The 16,355-nt window shown below is 43.8% G+C and carries 13 protein-coding genes and 2 tRNA genes; 14 read left to right on the forward strand and 1 reads right to left on the reverse strand.

The window, feature by feature from the left end:
* The first annotated feature begins 20 nt into the window (after positions 1 to 20).
* The 12 genes from folP to rpsO all read left to right on the forward strand — a co-directional run bounded on the left by folP (position 21) and on the right by rpsO (position 10,691).
* Positions 21 to 863, forward strand: coding sequence for a dihydropteroate synthase (folP, locus tag L2748_RS11905; RefSeq protein WP_373317190.1), 843 nt, complete (start codon positions 21 to 23; stop codon positions 861 to 863).
* 99 nt (positions 864 to 962) lie between these two features.
* Complete coding sequence (glmM, locus tag L2748_RS11910) at positions 963 to 2,300, forward strand: phosphoglucosamine mutase (RefSeq protein ID WP_220780362.1); 1,338 nt, start codon at positions 963 to 965, stop codon at positions 2,298 to 2,300.
* 197 nt (positions 2,301 to 2,497) lie between these two features.
* Positions 2,498 to 3,280 carry a triose-phosphate isomerase gene (gene tpiA, locus L2748_RS11915; RefSeq protein ID WP_028769143.1) on the forward strand — a complete coding sequence of 261 codons (783 nt, stop codon included), beginning with the start codon at positions 2,498 to 2,500 and terminating at the stop codon, positions 3,278 to 3,280.
* A 1-nt stretch (position 3,281) separates the two neighbouring features.
* Positions 3,282 to 3,617, forward strand: a complete 336-nt coding sequence (secG, locus tag L2748_RS11920; RefSeq protein WP_220780361.1) for a preprotein translocase subunit SecG — start codon at positions 3,282 to 3,284, stop codon at positions 3,615 to 3,617.
* 115 nt (positions 3,618 to 3,732) lie between these two features.
* Positions 3,733 to 3,819: transfer RNA gene (locus L2748_RS11925), tRNA-Leu, on the forward strand.
* 103 nt (positions 3,820 to 3,922) lie between these two features.
* Positions 3,923 to 3,999, forward strand: a tRNA-Met gene (locus tag L2748_RS11930).
* A gap of 159 nt (positions 4,000 to 4,158) precedes the next feature.
* A complete protein-coding gene (gene rimP, locus L2748_RS11935) occupies positions 4,159 to 4,614 on the forward strand; it encodes a ribosome maturation factor RimP (RefSeq protein WP_220780360.1) in 456 nt (151 codons plus the stop codon).
* Between the two features lie 27 nt (positions 4,615 to 4,641).
* The gene (gene nusA, locus L2748_RS11940; RefSeq protein WP_220780359.1) at positions 4,642 to 6,141 is read left to right on the forward strand and encodes a transcription termination factor NusA; all 1,500 of its coding nucleotides are present in this window, start codon (positions 4,642 to 4,644) and stop codon (positions 6,139 to 6,141) included.
* A gap of 27 nt (positions 6,142 to 6,168) precedes the next feature.
* Positions 6,169 to 8,865 (forward strand): translation initiation factor IF-2, encoded by a 2,697-nt coding sequence (infB, locus tag L2748_RS11945; protein ID WP_220780358.1) that lies wholly within the window; start codon positions 6,169 to 6,171, stop codon positions 8,863 to 8,865.
* A 60-nt stretch (positions 8,866 to 8,925) separates the two neighbouring features.
* Complete coding sequence (rbfA, locus tag L2748_RS11950) at positions 8,926 to 9,354, forward strand: 30S ribosome-binding factor RbfA (RefSeq protein WP_220780357.1); 429 nt, start codon at positions 8,926 to 8,928, stop codon at positions 9,352 to 9,354.
* The gene (gene truB, locus L2748_RS11955) at positions 9,354 to 10,301 is read left to right on the forward strand and encodes a tRNA pseudouridine(55) synthase TruB (protein ID WP_220780356.1); all 948 of its coding nucleotides are present in this window, start codon (positions 9,354 to 9,356) and stop codon (positions 10,299 to 10,301) included. Before rbfA ends, truB begins: the two co-directional genes overlap by 1 nt.
* Positions 10,302 to 10,421: 120 nt before the next feature.
* Positions 10,422 to 10,691, forward strand: coding sequence for a 30S ribosomal protein S15 (gene rpsO, locus L2748_RS11960; protein WP_220780355.1), 270 nt, complete (start codon positions 10,422 to 10,424; stop codon positions 10,689 to 10,691).
* A 102-nt stretch (positions 10,692 to 10,793) separates the two neighbouring features.
* Here the strand turns inward: rpsO and L2748_RS11965 are convergent, their stop codons facing one another.
* Complete coding sequence (locus tag L2748_RS11965) at positions 10,794 to 12,848, reverse strand: putative bifunctional diguanylate cyclase/phosphodiesterase (protein WP_220780354.1); 2,055 nt, start codon at positions 12,846 to 12,848, stop codon at positions 10,794 to 10,796.
* 201 nt (positions 12,849 to 13,049) lie between these two features.
* Between L2748_RS11965 and pnp the strand changes: the two genes are divergently transcribed.
* Together pnp and nlpI are read left to right on the forward strand one after the other, a co-directional pair.
* On the forward strand, positions 13,050 to 15,155 hold the full coding sequence (gene pnp / locus L2748_RS11970) for a polyribonucleotide nucleotidyltransferase (protein ID WP_220780353.1): 2,106 nt from the start codon (positions 13,050 to 13,052) through the stop codon (positions 15,153 to 15,155).
* A 169-nt stretch (positions 15,156 to 15,324) separates the two neighbouring features.
* On the forward strand, positions 15,325 to 16,218 hold the full coding sequence (gene nlpI / locus L2748_RS11975; protein WP_220780352.1) for a lipoprotein NlpI: 894 nt from the start codon (positions 15,325 to 15,327) through the stop codon (positions 16,216 to 16,218).
* Positions 16,219 to 16,355 lie beyond the last annotated feature (137 nt).

A 16,355-nucleotide genomic window follows, 5' to 3' on the forward strand; every position in this document is an offset into this window, starting at 1 on the left:
CTTGTTTACGGAACTTTATTTTGTCTAAATTAACCTGCACTGATAAAACCTTGGACTTGAGCTACCCCTTGGTTATGGGGATCCTCAATGTCACCCCAGACTCTTTTTCAGATGGTGGTGAATTCGCATCATTTACGACAGCTTGTCAGCAAGCAGACTTGATGGTGGCGCAAGGCGCCAAGATTATTGATATTGGCGGTGAGTCTACTCGCCCTGGCGCACAAGACGTGTCAGCTGAAGATGAGCTAGCGCGAGTATTGCCGTTAATTGAGTACATAAGCGCTAAGCATGATGTTTGGATTTCTATCGATACCAGTAAAGCTACCGTAATGGAAGCCGCGGTGAATGCTGGCGCGCATTTGATTAATGATGTCAGGGCGCTACAAGAGCCAGGGGCACTTGATATTGCTGCAAAGCTTAATGTGCCTGTTTGCTTAATGCATATGCAAGGGCAGCCACGAACCATGCAAGATGCGCCTCATTATGATGACGTCATAGCTGATATTAGTCAGTTTTTTGAGCAACGAGTTTCAGCTTGTGTTGCCGCAGGCATCAAGCGCGAAAATATTGTGCTTGATCCTGGTTTTGGGTTCGGCAAATCATTGGCTCATAATTATGAGCTACTGAATCGCATGAGCGAGTTTTCTGTATTTAACTTGCCTATTCTGGCTGGGCTTTCACGTAAGAGTATGTTTGGTCAATTACTCGGACGTGAAGTGTCACAAAGATTAAGCGCAACACTTGCTGGTAATATGCTGGCAATACAGGCTGGCGCCAAAGTTGTGCGGGTACATGATGTGCAGGAAACTTGCGATATGATTGCAGTATTAGCAGCCACACAGAATTATAAAACTTTAGCTTAGCACTTGGCTTTTTATGCCACTGTTCAGCTAAGGTCAGTATTGTTTAGGTAGAGTGCTTAATGAATTATTTTCTACCGATATTTTGAGTTTGGAGTTTAAGTGAAACAAAGACAATTTTTTGGTACCGACGGCATTCGCGGTAAAGTAGGCGCGGGTAAAATGACCCCAGAATTGGCGCTTAAGCTTGGTTGGGCTGCTGGGCGAGTTTTATCTCGCGCAGGTACCCATAAAGTGATTATCGGTAAAGATACTCGTATCTCTGGCTACCTGTTTGAATCCGCGTTAGAAGCAGGGCTTTCTGCCGCAGGCTTAGATGTGATGCTTATAGGTCCTATGCCAACCCCTGCAGTTGCATACTTAACCCGTACATTCCGCGCAGAAGCGGGGATTGTGATTAGTGCCTCACACAACCCTTATTATGATAACGGTATTAAGTTTTTTGCCAACGACGGCAGCAAACTCGATGACGATGTAGAGCTTGAAATCGAAGCAGAACTAGAAAAGCCATTGACCTGTGTTGAATCTCACTTACTCGGTAAAGTTGCCCGCATCGATGACGCTGCTGGGCGTTATATTGAATATTGCAAAAGCCATTTTCCAGCAGAGCAAACATTAACGGGTTTAAAAATTGTGGTCGACTGTGCCCATGGTGCAACTTATCACATTGCCCCTAGTGTATTTAGAGAGTTAGGCGCCGAGGTGATAGCTATTGGCGATAAGCCAAATGGTTTAAACATCAACGATAAAGTTGGTGCTACTTCAATGGCTAAAATCTGTGAAACGGTATTAGCTGAAAACGCTGATTTAGGTATCGCACTAGATGGTGATGGCGACCGTATTATGATGGTGAACCGTCATGGTCGTGTAATCGATGGTGACGAGATTCTTTATATCTTAGCTTGTGATGCACAAAAGAGCGGCGTCCTTCGTGGCGGTGTTGTAGGTACCTTGATGTCAAATCTAGGTTTAGACCTCGCACTACAAGCGCTTAATATTCCTTTTGTGCGCTCTAAAGTTGGCGACCGTTATGTGATGGAGCTGCTTAAAGAGCATGATTGGCGTATTGGAGGGGAAAACTCCGGTCATATTTTAAATCTAGATCACGGTACTACCGGCGATGGTATTGTTGCGGGAATTTTGGTGTTGGCGGCTATGCAGCGTCAAAATGCTAGCCTTGAACAATTAACGGCAGACATTAAGATGTTGCCACAAGTTCTTGTTAATGTTCGCTTTGAAGGCGATAATGACCCATTGGCTTCGGCGAGTGTTTTAGCAGCGCAAGCTGAAGTAGAGCAAAAGCTTGGAGAGCGCGGTCGAGTATTGCTGCGTAAATCTGGCACAGAGCCTTTATTGCGTGTAATGGTAGAAGGTGATGACCAAGAAGCTGTTACCGAATATGCAAACTATATTGCCGATGCTGTTCGTAATTTAGTTTAGCAATTAATGGAATAAATAGGGCGTAACTAGCCGTTACGGTTGAAATTGCAGCGTTGCTAATCATAAATTGTACGGCTAGCTTCTCGGTAGCGTAAAAAACACGCGTTCTCGCCGAGAATGTAAAAAATAACGCCTTTAGGTATTGTAACTTAACAAGTGGTTCGCTATTATTCACGCCGCTTTCAAAGGAGACAGTGATGGCACTTAGACGTCCCATGGTTGCTGGTAATTGGAAAATGAATGGCAGTGCGCAACTAGCGCAAGAGCTTTTCAAAAAATTCGCTACCAAGCTCCAAGATGATTCAGCGGAAGTGGTATTGTGTCCACCTTCTATTTACTTAGAAAGTGTTCGACAGCTACTAGATGAAAATAAAGAAGCCTTAAACGGTTGCTTAGTTAGAATGGGTACCCAAAATATAAGTCAACATGACTTTGGTGCTTATACTGGCGAAATATCTGGTCAGATGTTAAAAGATTCAGGATGTCGGTATGTTATTATCGGCCATTCAGAACGTCGCCGTATGTACGGAGAGACGAGTGATATCGTAGCAGAGAAATTTGCTGCAGCTCAGAAACATGGATTGACACCAATACTATGTGTTGGCGAGTCAGGTCCAGCTCGTGAAGCAAGACGCACTTTCGAAGTGATTGCTGAAGAGTTAGATGTGGTCATTGAAAAAAATGGCACCATGGCTTTTGACAACGCTATTATCGCTTACGAGCCACTTTGGGCAGTAGGGACAGGTAAGAGCGCTACGCCAGAGCAGGCACAAGAAGTTCATGCGTTTATTCGCAAACGCCTCTCTGAAGTATCTCCATTTATCGGAGAAAATATCAGGATTTTGTACGGTGGTAGCGTAACACCGAGTAATGCAGCAGACTTGTTTGCTCAGCCTGATGTAGACGGTGGTTTAATTGGCGGTGTAAGCCTCAATGCTACCGAATTTCTCAGTTTATGTACGATAGCGATGAGCGCATAATATGTATGAAGTTCTAATGGTTGTTTACTTGGTGGTAGCGATTGGTCTAGTAGGCTTAATCCTTCTCCAGCAAGGTAAAGGTGCTGACATGGGTGCTTCTTTCGGCGCCGGTGCATCAGGTACTCTTTTCGGTTCATCAGGTTCTGGTAACTTTTTGACTCGTTCAACTGCGATTTTAGCAGTAGCGTTTTTTGCATTAAGTCTTACTATCGGTAACTTAAGCGCAAATCACTCTAAAGCTGAAGGTGCTTGGGACGATTTAGGAAGTGATGCAGCACAAGTTGTTGAACAAGTTCAGCAAGAAGCTGAAAAGTCAGAAGACAAGATCCCTGACTAATTCATAAGAAACTTATGAATTAAGGTGTCAATTTGAATAGATTGGCACCGACTGTAAGCTTGCTACTTCCCTCTCTTGTAGCAAACGAATAAAGCAGTCAGATGTAATGATTTAAGCGGATGTGGTGGAATTGGTAGACACGCCAGCTTGAGGGGCTGGTGAGCGAAAGCTCGTGGGGGTTCAAGTCCCCCCATCCGCACCAAATCTTTGGTTTCGTTAACGACGGAATTGAAGATAATAAAGCGCTTTTAATAGCCTTTATTATTGCAAGTGAAGAGGTTTCTCAATATACTTGCACAAGTTGTCGCGGGGTGGAGCAGTTTGGTAGCTCGTCGGGCTCATAACCCGAAGGTCGTCGGTTCAAATCCGGCCCCCGCAACCAGCTTCCCAGTAAAGAAATTTATTTCTATGCTGTTACAGGTTCTGGATATATCAACCTCGTCATTACGGGGTTTTTTGTTATCTGGAACTTATAAAACTGTCACCTAGGGTGACGTGTACTGGGGCTATTAGGCCCTTTTTTGTTTTTCTGGGGGTTACCTTGGCTACATTAGAACGCAAACTGGTAGAGCTGCTAAAAGCGCCAGTTGAAGCATTAGGCCATCAGCTTTGGGGCTTGGAATATATCCAGGCGGGCAAACATTCTATCTTGCGTCTATATATAGACAACGAAAAGGGCATCTTCATTGAAGACTGTGCCGAAACGAGCCGCCAAGTCAGTGCCGTGATGGATGTTGAAGATCCAATTTCAACTGAATACACGCTAGAAGTTTCTTCACCAGGTGTAGATAGACCACTATTTACTGCAGAGCAGTATCAGGCCTACATCGGTGAAACAGTGAAAGTACAACTAACGATGCCTGTTGCAGGCAGTCGTAATTTAAAAGGCACCGTTACTGGCGTTGATGGGCAAATGCTTAATCTGTCGGTAGATGGTAACGAACTTACCGTTGCTTTGGATAATATCCGTAAAGGCAACTTAATCGCTAAGTTTTGATGAATTCAAGGTGAACGAGGCAAGACAATGAATAAAGAGATTCTGCTAGTCGCTGAGGCGGTTTCAAACGAGAAAGGTGTACCGCGCGAAAAGATTTTTGAAGCGCTGGAAATTGCACTAGCTACAGCAACCAAGAAAAAGTACGAAGGTGATATCGAAGTTCGCGTTGCTATCGACCGCAAAACGGGTGCTTACGAAACTTTCCGTCGTTGGATGGTTGTTGAAGATCAAGGTGTACCATTGGAAAACCCTTTCCGTGAAATCACCCTTGAAGCTGCAAAGTTTGACGATCCTGAAGTTGAGCTGGGCGGTTACATCGAAGATGAAATCGAATCAGTAGCGTTTGACCGCATTACGACTCAAACAGCTAAGCAAGTTATCGTACAAAAAGTACGTGAAGCTGAACGTGCTCAAATTGTTGATCAGTTCCGTGATCGCGAAGGTGAGTTGATTGTTGGTGTTGTTAAGAAGAGCAACCGTGAAAGCGTGGTTGTTGATCTAGGTAACAACGCTGATGGTGTGCTGTACAAAGAAGATTTAATTTCACGTGAATCTTTCCGTCCAGGTGACCGTGTGCGTGCATTGCTTTACTCTGTACGTCCAGAAGCACGTGGTGCGCAGTTATTCTTAACTCGTACTAAGCCAGATATGCTTATCGAGCTATTCCGTGTTGAAGTACCAGAAATCCAAGACGAGATGATCGAAATCATGGGCGCTGCTCGTGATCCAGGTTCTCGCGCTAAGATTGCCGTTAAGTCTAACGACCGTCGTATCGATCCTATCGGTGCATGTGTTGGTATGCGTGGCGCACGTGTTCAAGCCGTTTCTAACGAGCTTGGCGGTGAGCGTGTTGATATCGTGCTTTGGGATGATAATCCAGCTCAGTACGTAATTAACTGTATGGCACCTGCTGATGTGGCTTCAATCATTGTTGATGAAGATAACCACTCAATGGATATCGCTGTTGAAGCTGATAGCCTAGCGCAAGCAATTGGTCGTAACGGTCAAAACATTCGTCTAGCGACTCAACTATCTGGTTGGGAACTAAACGTGATGACAGTAGATGACATGAAAGCTAAGCATCAAGCTGAGAGCGCTAAAGTTGTTAACCTATTCATCCAAGCGCTAGACGTAGATGAAGAGTTTGCACAGTTACTTTCTGATGAAGGTTTTACTTCTTTGGAAGAAGTGGCTTACGTTCCAGAATCAGAACTATTAGAAATTGATGGATTCGACGAAGATATCGTTGAGTCATTAAGAGAACGCGCAAAGGCTGCGATCTCGACTCGCGCACTTGCGACTGAGGAAGCACTTGATGGTGCTGAACCAAGTGAAGATCTTCTAGCTCTAGAAGGTCTAGATAGACACTTGGCATTCGTAATGGCAAGCAAAGGCGTAATTACGCTTGAAGATTTGGCCGAACAAGGCATTGACGATCTGATCGAAATTGAAGAATTGACAGAAGAAAAAGCAGGTGAGCTTATTATGGCTGCCCGTAATATCTGTTGGTTTGGCGAAGAAGCATAAGTCGATCAGCAGAGGGGAGTTTTAAATATGGCGGATACTACAGTAGACAAGCTAGCCAAGGAAGTTGGGAAAAGCGCTGATCGTTTAGTTGAGCAATTTTCTCAGGCTGGTATTAAGAAGTCGGCAAGTGATACGGTTTCTGAATCAGAAAAGCAGCAATTGCTTGATTTTCTGAAGAAGCAACACGGTGGCGATGCAGCCCCGCAAAAAATGACATTACAACGCAAATCAGTTTCAACACTTAGTGTTGCTGGTAGTGGCGGACAGTCAAAAGACGTGAAAGTGGAAGTGCGTAAAAAGCGTACTTTCGTTAAGCGTGATGAAGCAGCTGAAGCGGAACTAGCAGCGGCTAAAGCAGAAGAAGCGAAGGCTGCAGCAGAAGCTGAAGCCAAAGCAAAAGCGGAAGCAGAAGCGAAGGCAAAAGCCGACGTAGAAGCGAAAGCAAAAGCTAAGGCAGAAGCCGAAGCTAAGGCGAAAGCAAAAGTGCAAACAGAAAAGCCAGCAGTAGATAGTGCTGAAGATAAAGCAGCGAAAGCTGAAGAAGCGAAATTGTTAGCGGCTCAAGAAGCAGCAGCAAAAGCAAAAGCAGACGAAGAAGCAGCAGCTGCAGCAGCAGAAGCGCGTCGTCTAGCTGAAGAAAACGAAAAGCGTTGGGCTGAAGAAGAAAAAGCACGTAAAGAAGCTGAGAAATCAGTTGATCACCACGTGACTACATCAACTGAAGCGCGCGCAGCTGAAGATACCGCCGATGCAAACGCTGAAAAGCGTGGTCGTCGTCCACGTAAGCCGTCGGCTAATGCGGGTAACAATGCCAATGCAAATGCTAACGCAGGTGCTGGTAAGCCAGGCGGTAAAGGTAAGCGCGGTAAAGATAACCGTCGTGACAACCGTAACTCTCGTAACTCACGCAACAACCGTAGCGTAGCACCAGAGTCTATGGATCACGCTTTCACTAAGCCAGCTGCAGTTGTTAAAGCTGACGTAAGCATTGGTGAAACAGTTTCTGTATCAGAACTTGCTTCTAAAATGTCTATCAAAGCCACTGAAATCATCAAGCAAATGATGAAGATGGGCTCTATGGTTACTATTAACCAAGTACTAGACCAAGAAACTGCACAGTTAGTTGCTGAAGAAATGGGTCATAAAGTTGTGCTTACTCGTGAAAACGAGCTTGAGCATCAAGTACTTGCTGACCGTAACGGTGACGTTAAAGTTGAGCCTCGTGCGCCAGTTGTTACCATCATGGGTCACGTTGACCACGGTAAAACATCGCTTCTTGACTACATTCGTCGTGCAAAAGTTGCATCAGGTGAAGCGGGTGGTATTACTCAGCACATTGGTGCATACCACGTTGAAACTGACAACGGCATGATCACTTTCCTAGATACTCCTGGTCACGCAGCGTTTACTGCTATGCGTGCTCGTGGTGCTAAGGCGACTGACATCGTAATCCTTGTGGTTGCAGCAGACGATGGTGTTATGCCACAGACAATCGAAGCTATCCAACACGCTAAAGCGGGTGGTGTACCTCTGATTGTTGCAGTAAACAAGATTGATAAGCCAGAAGCTGATCCGGATCGCGTTAAGTCTGAGCTTTCTCAGCATGGCGTAATGTCTGAAGATTGGGGCGGAAACAACATGTTTGTTCACGTTTCAGCTAAAGCGGGTACAGGTATCGATGAGCTACTAGAAGGCATTCTTCTAGAAGCTGAAGTACTTGAACTTAAAGCCGTTCGTGAAGGTATGGCTGCGGGTGTTGTTGTTGAATCTAAGCTTGATAAAGGCCGCGGTCCAGTTGCAACAGTACTTGTACAAGAAGGTACCCTTAAGCAAGGCGATATCGTTCTATGTGGTCTAGAGTACGGTAAAGTCCGTGCAATGAAAGACGAGAACGGTAAGTCAATCACTGAAGCTGGTCCATCAATTCCAGTAGAGATCTTAGGTCTTTCTGGTGTGCCATCAGCGGGTGATGAAGCGACTGTTGTACGCGATGAGCGTAAAGCACGTGAAGTTGCACTTTACCGTCAAGGTAAGTTCCGCGATGTTAAACTTGCGCGCCAGCAGAAGTCTAAGCTTGAAAACATGTTCGCCAATATGGTTGAAGGTGAAGTTCAAGAGCTTAACTTAGTTCTGAAAGCGGACGTTCAGGGTTCACTTGAAGCGATTGCAGATTCATTGAACAACCTTTCAACAGACGAAGTTAAAGTTAACATCATCGCTCGCGGTGTTGGTGGTTTAACTGAAACTGATGCAACTCTAGCTGCAGCGTCTAACGCTATCATGGTTGGCTTTAACGTTCGTGCTGATGCACAGGCGCGTAAAGTTGTTGATAGCGAAAGTGTTGATCTACGTTACTACAGCATCATCTACCAATTGATTGATGAAGTTCGTGACGCAATGAGCGGCATGCTTGCACCAGAATTCAAGCAAGAGATTATTGGCCTTGCTGAAGTGCGTGACGTATTTAAGTCGCCTAAGATTGGTGCTATTGCGGGTTGTATGGTTACCGAAGGTACTATCAAGCGTAGCGCTCCAATCCGTGTTCTTCGTGACAACATTGTTATTTACGAAGGCGAGCTTGAATCACTACGTCGCTTTAAAGATGACGTGAGTGATGTGCGTAACGGCATGGAATGTGGTATTGGTGTGAAGAACTATAATGACGTCAGAGTTGGCGATCAGATTGAAGTCTTCGAAACAGTAGAAATTGCACGTACCTTGTAATTTATCAAGTTAGTTATAAGGGCGGCGTTAGCCGCCCTTAATATTTATGGCAAATATATTATGGCAAAAGAATTTAGTCGTACACGCCGTATTGCACAGCAACTGCAGCAAGAACTTGCTCAGGTGCTACAGCGTGATATGAAAGACCCACGTATCGGCTTTGTCACTGTTAATGATGTTGATGTATCTCGCGACCTTAGCTACGCAAAAGTTTATGTCACCTTCTTTGAAGAAGATATAAAGCTGGTTGAAAAGAAAGTTGAAGCGTTAGACGCTGCTGCGGGTTACATTCGCTCATTAGTTGCAGGCCGCATGAAGCTACGTGTGATGCCTGAATTGCGTTTTATCTACGATAGCTCGCTAGTTGAAGGTATGCGTATGTCTAACCTAGTTAGCCGTGTAATCAGCAACGATGAAGCTAAGCAGAAGCAACACGGTATTGAACCTGATGCTACTAAAGATGATTCTAAGGATGAGGGCGATAAGTAATGGCACGTCGTTCTCGCGGCCGTTTTATCGACGGTATTGTACTGTTAGATAAAGACACCGGCATGAGCTCTAACTTTGCGTTACAAAGAGTTAAACGCTTTTTTAATGCAAATAAAGCAGGTCATACTGGCGCTCTGGATCCGCTAGCAACGGGTATGTTACCTATCTGCTTAGGTGAAGCGACTAAGTTTTCCCAACACTTGCTTGACGCTGATAAGCGTTATTTAGTGACGGCAAAACTGGGTCAACGCACCGACACCAGTGATTCAGATGGTGAAATTGTTCAAACGAGAGAAGTTAACTTTACTCAAGAGCAGTTAGACACTGCGCTGGAACACTTTCGCGGTGAAACCATGCAAGTACCTTCAATGTACTCAGCGCTTAAATACCAAGGTCTGCCTTTGTATAAGTACGCGCGTGAAGGGATTGAAGTGCCACGTGAAGCTCGCCCTATCAATGTATTTGAACTTAACTTTATCAGCCTAGAAGGCGATGAGTTAACCTTAGATATTCATTGTTCTAAAGGGACTTACATTCGTACAATCACCGATGATTTAGGTGAGATGTTAGGCTGTGGTGCTCACGTTATCATGTTACGCCGTACTCAGGTTGCGGGTTACCCATACGATAAGATGGTGTCACTGAAGCAACTTGAAGAGCTAGTGGTTAAAGCGGAAGAAGAGTCTTTGGCTTTATCTGATGTATTAGATCCACTGCTATTACCCATGGATACTGCAGTTAGTGGCTTTAAAGAGGTGAATGTCTCTGATGAATTAGCCACTTACTTAATGAACGGTAACCCTGTTCAAGTTTCAAATTTGCCTGTCGATGAGCTAGTGCGGATCACTATTGGTGAAGAGCGCAAGTTTGTTGGTATTGGCCAAATGAATGACGATGGTCAGCTTGCACCTAAGCGACTTATCGTTTTAAGAGAGCCGCAAGCCTAATCGCAGATTTAATCTGATATTAGTATTGCTACCTATTATGTAAATAGGTAGAATGGCGCGCCCCTTTGGCTGAGTTAGTGATCGGCTAAAGAATTTTAATGTAATATTTTGGAGATAGAAATGTCACTAAGTGTTGAAGCTAAAGCTCAAATCCTAGCTGAATTCGGTCGTTGTGAAAACGACACTGGTTCTACTGAAGTTCAAGTTGCTCTGTTAACTGCACAGATCAACCACCTACAAGGTCACTTCAAAGAGCACATCCACGATCACCATTCTCGTCGTGGTCTTCTACGCATGGTTAGCTCTCGTCGTAAGCTTCTTGCTTACCTTAAGCGTACTGAAGTTGTACGTTACCAAGAGCTAATCAAGAAGTTAGGTCTACGTCGTTAATTTTAACGTCTGATCTATTAAAAGGAGGCTATGCCTCCTTTTTTTGTACCTGAATTTTAGCGAAGTAAAGCTGTGGTCAACTGGCTTTAAATTAAACAAACTTTAGCTGTACTCAAGTTTTGATTCTTGTTTTGTTGTTTCTTGTTTTGCTAAATATGTAGCTTCAAACCTTTCTATTGGTAAAGGGTGGCTGAAGTAGAAGCCTTGACCGATTTGGCATCCTTGAGTTTGTAACCACGCTAGTTGACGTTCGTTCTCAATTCCTTCTGCAACAATTTTTAGTCCGAGTTGTTGGCCTAATATCAAAATCGTAGATGCTATGGCACTTTCTTCTGGTAGGTCGGAGACAAAACATCGATCTATCTTCATGGTTGTTATAGGAAGCCTGCGTAGGTAAGAAAGCGATGAGTAGCCGGTACCAAAGTCATCCACTGCAATACCAAAACCTTCATTTCTGAGTTGGTGTAATTTGGTTATCGCCGATTCAATATCTTCCATTAGTGCCGTTTCGGTAATTTCAATCTCAAGCATTTCTGCTGGCACTTGGTAGCGCAATGCAGCCTGTTTGATATCGGCGACTAAGCCTTGATCTAGAAATTGCAGCGGTGATACGTTGATAGCGATTGGGATGGCGTAGTTATAGCGTCTTTGCCAGTCTCGAATGACTTTACAGCTTTGTTCAATAACCCAACGTCCAATATCGATAATAATACCGGTATCTTCTGCAACGGGAATAAAAGATAACGGGCTGATCAGTTGTCCATCTTTAAACCAGCGAATTAATGCTTCACAGCTTACAATTTTACCGGTTTTAATGTCGACTTTGGGTTGGAAGTGCAGCAAAAACTCATCATTCTTTAATGCGTAATGTAGTGAAGCTTCTGTTCTTAACCTTATTGCTGCTTTTTGTGTCATTTGCGGTTTGAAATAGGCCCATTGATTTGAACCCGAAGCCTTTGCGCTGTACATGGCTATATCGGCATGGCGAATAAGGTCGTCAGCGTTTAAACCATCATCTGGGTATATTGCGATACCAATTGAAGCTGCAGGGTGGACAGTGTGCTCATTTAACTGCATGGGAGTGTTGAGTTGTTTGATGATTTTGTTTACGAATTCTGCCGCTTGGGCTGGAGACTTTAAACCGTCTGCAAGAATAACAAACTCGTCGCCTACCAGTCTGGCGACTGTGCCTTTTTGACCCACGGCAAATTCAAGATTACGAGCAACGCGTACTAAAAACTGATCGCCAAATTCGTGCCCTAGTGAATCATTTACATTTTTAAATCGGTCTAAATCGACAAATAGTAAAACAAATTGGCTCTGTTGCTGTTTTGCACGCTGAATAGTGACGGCAATTGTTTCCAATAACAAAGCGCGATTAGGCAATCCAGTTAAAGGATCTTTGGTTGCCATTTTTCGAAGTTTACTTTGGGTATTATCAAGCTGGATTAATATTTGATTTAGATTGGAAGTAACGTGTCCTAGTTCATCATTATTATGTGAAAGGTTGATGGGAAGTAAGTTTTTTGCTGGCGACTCAGGATCAATTCTGTCAATGGCGGTGCTAATTTTTGCAATGGGTTTAGTGAGAAAACGGTGGAATACAACCGAAAGTAACAGTGTTAGTAAAAACGCGCGTATTAATGTCGCAATAAGGCGAAATTTTAATGACAAAAAAAGTGAATTGGTCAGTTGCTGGGTGTCGTAATCGATAGTTAGCGTGCCTATAAGCTCTTTATCACCTTTGCTATCGAGATAAAACGGGCGAAATAATTCACGTGATATTTGTTTTTTATCATCAAAAAGTAGAGCGCTTATTGCTTTGAAATATGCGTGTGTTTCTGAGTGGGCTGGTTTGTTCACTGAAACGAATACACTAAGGTCTTCAAACTTTAGCACTGCGCTATCGACATATTCGACGTTTAATAGACCTCGAATAGTTTGGCTCGCTAGCACATTGTCTAAAGCCCAAACAGCATTGGTTGCCGGTTGCTCAACCGAATCTAATAGTTCGTGTTGAGTATTACTTAGCTCTTGCCGTGCTTGCATTACCAGTATCGATATTTCAATAATAAAGACAGTAATGGCAAAAAATAATGTTGCAGACACGACTAAAATAGTCTGTTTCCATGTGAGGGATTTGAAACGTTCCTTCATCAAACCTCATCCTTTATATCAATGGCTTATGCTTATAGTTTTTATCGCAATTTAAATACAACTAGGGGGCTCTTTGATCGACTAAACCACTTTAGAGAAAAGATTCCGCTTTGTCATCAATCATTCTCTTTAACTATTGAATAAACTTGCAGTATACTTACGCGCGTAATTAAGGTAATTAAATATTAAGGAATGGTTCACGTGAATCCAATCGTAAAGAGTTTTGAATATGGTCAGCACACAGTCACATTAGAGACTGGGGTTATTGCACGTCAAGCAGATGCAGCTGTTTTGGCTAGTATGGGTGATACAACAGTTTTAGTTACTGTTGTTGGCAAGAAGTTTGAAGAGCCAGGCCGTGACTTTTTCCCGCTAACCGTTAATTACCAGGAAAAAACATACGCAGCAGGTAAAATCCCTGGTGGCTTCTTTAAGCGCGAAGGTCGTCCATCTGAAGGCGAAACCCTTACTGCACGTCTAATTGACCGTCCAATCCGTCCACTATTCCCGAACGGTTTCAAGAACGAAGTTCAAGTTATCATCACTGTTGTTTCAGTTGATCCAGAAATCAGCCCAGAAGTTATCTCTATGATTGGTACTTCTGCTGCACTTTCTATCTCTGGTATTCCATTTAATGGTCCACTAGGTTCAGCGCGTGTTGGTTACGTAAACGGCGAGTACATTCTTAACCCAACTGTTTCTCAACTAGTTGATAGCCAACTTGAGCTTTCTGTTGCTGGTACAGAAAGCGCTGTACTAATGGTTGAATCAGAAGCAAGCGCATTGCCTGAAGAAGTCATGTTAGGTGCGGTTGTTTATGGTCATGATCAGCAGCAAGTTGTAATTCAAGCGATTAAAGAATTACAAGCTGAAGTAAACAAGCCAGTGTGGGAATGGACTGCACCAGTTCAAGACCAAGACCTTGTTGCTAAGATCAAAGACTTGGCTGAAGCTGGTCTAACTGAAGCTTACCAAATTGAAGTAAAGCAAGATCGTTACGCACAAGTAGGTGTTGTTAAAGCTGCAGCTAAAGAAGCATTGCTAGCTGAAAACGCTGATGCAGATCTACGTGAAATCGACGGTCTTCTTGGTAGCCTAGAGAAAAAAGTGGTTCGTAGCCGCATTATCGCTGGTAACCCACGTATTGATGGTCGTGAACCAGATATGGTTCGTGCACTTAACGTAATGGCTGGTGTACTTCCACGTACTCACGGTAGCTCACTGTTCACTCGTGGTGAAACTCAGGCGCTAGTAACTTGTACTCTAGGTACAGAGCGTGACGCACAGAAGATTGATAGCATCATGGGCGAGTCTACAAACCGCTTTATGCTTCACTACAACTTCCCTCCATACTCAGTTGGTGAAACTGGCATGGTTGGTTCTCCTAAGCGTCGTGAAATTGGTCACGGTAAGCTAGCATGGCGTGGTATCAACGCAGTTATGCCTACTGCTGAAGAATTCCCATACAGCGTTCGTGTTGTATCTGAAATCACTGAATCTAACGGTTCAAGCTCTATGGCGTCTGTATGTGGTACTTCTCTTGCTCTTATGGATGCAGGTGTACCAATCAAGACTTCTGTTGCTGGTATCGCTATGGGTCTAGTTAAAGAAGGCGACGATTTCGTTGTTCTTTCTGACATCCTAGGTGATGAAGATCACTTAGGTGACATGGACTTTAAAGTTGCTGGTACTCGCGATGGTATTACTGCTCTGCAGATGGATATCAAGATCGAAGGTATCACTAAAGAGATCATGCAGATTGCTCTACAGCAAGCATACGGCGCACGTGTTCATATCCTAAACGTTATGGACCAAGCTATCTCTGGTCACCGTGAAGATATTTCTGATCACGCTCCACGTATCACGACTATCAAGATCAACCCAGAGAAGATCCGTGACGTTATTGGTAAAGGTGGTGCGACTATTCGTGCACTTACTGAAGAAACCGGTACGACGATTGAGCTTGATGACGACGGTACTGTGAAGATTGCATCTTCAAATGGCGAAGCGACTAAAGAAGCAATCCGTCGTATCGAAGAGATCACTGCAGAAGTTGAAGTAGGTACAGTATACAACGGTAAAGTTGTTCGTATCGTTGACTTCGGTGCATTCGTAACGATTCTTCCTGGTAAAGATGGTCTAGTACACATTTCTCAAATCGCTGAAGAGCGTGTTGCGAACGTGTCTGACTACCTAGAAGTGGGTCAAGAAGTTAAAGTTAAAGTGATGGAAGTTGACCGCCAAGGCCGTGTACGTCTTTCTATGAAAGAAGCTGCACCTAAAGCTGAAGCGCCAGCTGCTGAATAAGCACTCGAACTTTGAATGAAAAGGAGGCCTTAGGCCTCCTTTTTTGTATCTAAATACGCTCGATGATTAATTAATCTGCAATAATTAGCTTATTTTCAATTCCTTGATAGCAGTCATGAATCGGGGTTGCTATGATTGAGTCAATTGGTGAACTCAAAAGGTTAAATGGATGAATCAAAAGATGCGAATTACTGTAGCTGTGGCTATGGTAAGTGCGAGTATGTTGCTGACCGGATGCGTGTCTACTCAGCCAGATAGTGATCAGCAAGCCTCGATTAAGGTTGCACCTGTTTCGCCTGATTACAAACTGGAAATCACTTTAGCCAAACTTAATGAGATCTTAGGGTCAGTTGAGTTGACGCCTGAACAACGCGCACGCTTTCATTATGACCGCGGTGTGATTTATGACAGAGTCGGCTTGCGCATACTAAGTCGAATTGATTTTCATCAAGCGCTTAAGTTACAACCTAATTTAGCTGATGCCTATAATTTTCTTGGGATTTACTATACTCAAGAAGCCGAGTTTGAAAATGCATATGAAGCATTTGATGCCGTACTTGAGCTATCACCAGACTATGACTATGCCTATTTAAATCGCGGTATTTCACTCTATTATGGCGAACGAATGGAGCTTGCAGTATCAGATATGAGTACCTACTACGAGCGTGATCGAGCAGATGGATTTCGAGTGTTATGGCTTTATTTAGCTGAGCGAGAGGTGGACGCAGAAGCAGCGCAACTTCAGCTTGCTAACCAGCGCAATAACCTTCCTGAAAATGCTTGGTCAACGGCTTTGGTAGATTATTACCTTGGTAAACTGACTAAAGAACAGGTATTTAGCCTCGCTAAAGAGGGCGTAAGAGAGCCAAACGAATACGCAGAGCGTTTATGTGAGGCTTATTTTTATATGGCTAAAATAGCGCAAAAGCGTGGTGAAAACGTTGAAGCGGCAAATTACTTTCGTTTAGCGCTCGCAACAAATATCTATGATTTTGTAGAACATCGTTATGCTCGGCTAGAGCTGGCGAGAACTAACCAAGCGCTACAAACCGCTGTAAATTAAATCGTCTAACGAAGTCATTAAAGCCTCCTATTGGAGGCTTTTTTATTTTTACGGACTAACAGGGAGTTATCCGTATTGATTTTAGGGACGCCTGTGGTAGCAAAAGTAGGGGCGAGCGGCTATAATTGCCGCCTTTG

This window comes from Shewanella sairae (assembly GCF_023283535.1).
Taxonomy (GTDB): Bacteria; Pseudomonadota; Gammaproteobacteria; order Enterobacterales; family Shewanellaceae; genus Shewanella; species Shewanella sairae.

What these genes read in the sequence shown, in the direction of transcription:
- infB (WP_220780358.1), top strand. Translation starts at nt 6,169, where the DNA reads ATGGCGGATACTACAGTAGACAAGCTAGCCAAGGAAGTTGGGAAAAGC.
- secG (WP_220780361.1), top strand. Translation starts at nt 3,282, where the DNA reads ATGTATGAAGTTCTAATGGTTGTTTACTTGGTGGTAGCGATTGGTCTA.
- truB (WP_220780356.1), top strand. Translation starts at nt 9,354, where the DNA reads ATGGCACGTCGTTCTCGCGGCCGTTTTATCGACGGTATTGTACTGTTA.
- rbfA (WP_220780357.1), top strand. Translation starts at nt 8,926, where the DNA reads ATGGCAAAAGAATTTAGTCGTACACGCCGTATTGCACAGCAACTGCAG.
- L2748_RS11965 (WP_220780354.1), bottom strand. Translation starts at nt 12,848, where the DNA reads ATGAAGGAACGTTTCAAATCCCTCACATGGAAACAGACTATTTTAGTC.
- nlpI (WP_220780352.1), top strand. Translation starts at nt 15,325, where the DNA reads ATGAATCAAAAGATGCGAATTACTGTAGCTGTGGCTATGGTAAGTGCG.
- rpsO (WP_220780355.1), top strand. Translation starts at nt 10,422, where the DNA reads ATGTCACTAAGTGTTGAAGCTAAAGCTCAAATCCTAGCTGAATTCGGT.
- nusA (WP_220780359.1), top strand. Translation starts at nt 4,642, where the DNA reads ATGAATAAAGAGATTCTGCTAGTCGCTGAGGCGGTTTCAAACGAGAAA.
- tpiA (WP_028769143.1), top strand. Translation starts at nt 2,498, where the DNA reads ATGGCACTTAGACGTCCCATGGTTGCTGGTAATTGGAAAATGAATGGC.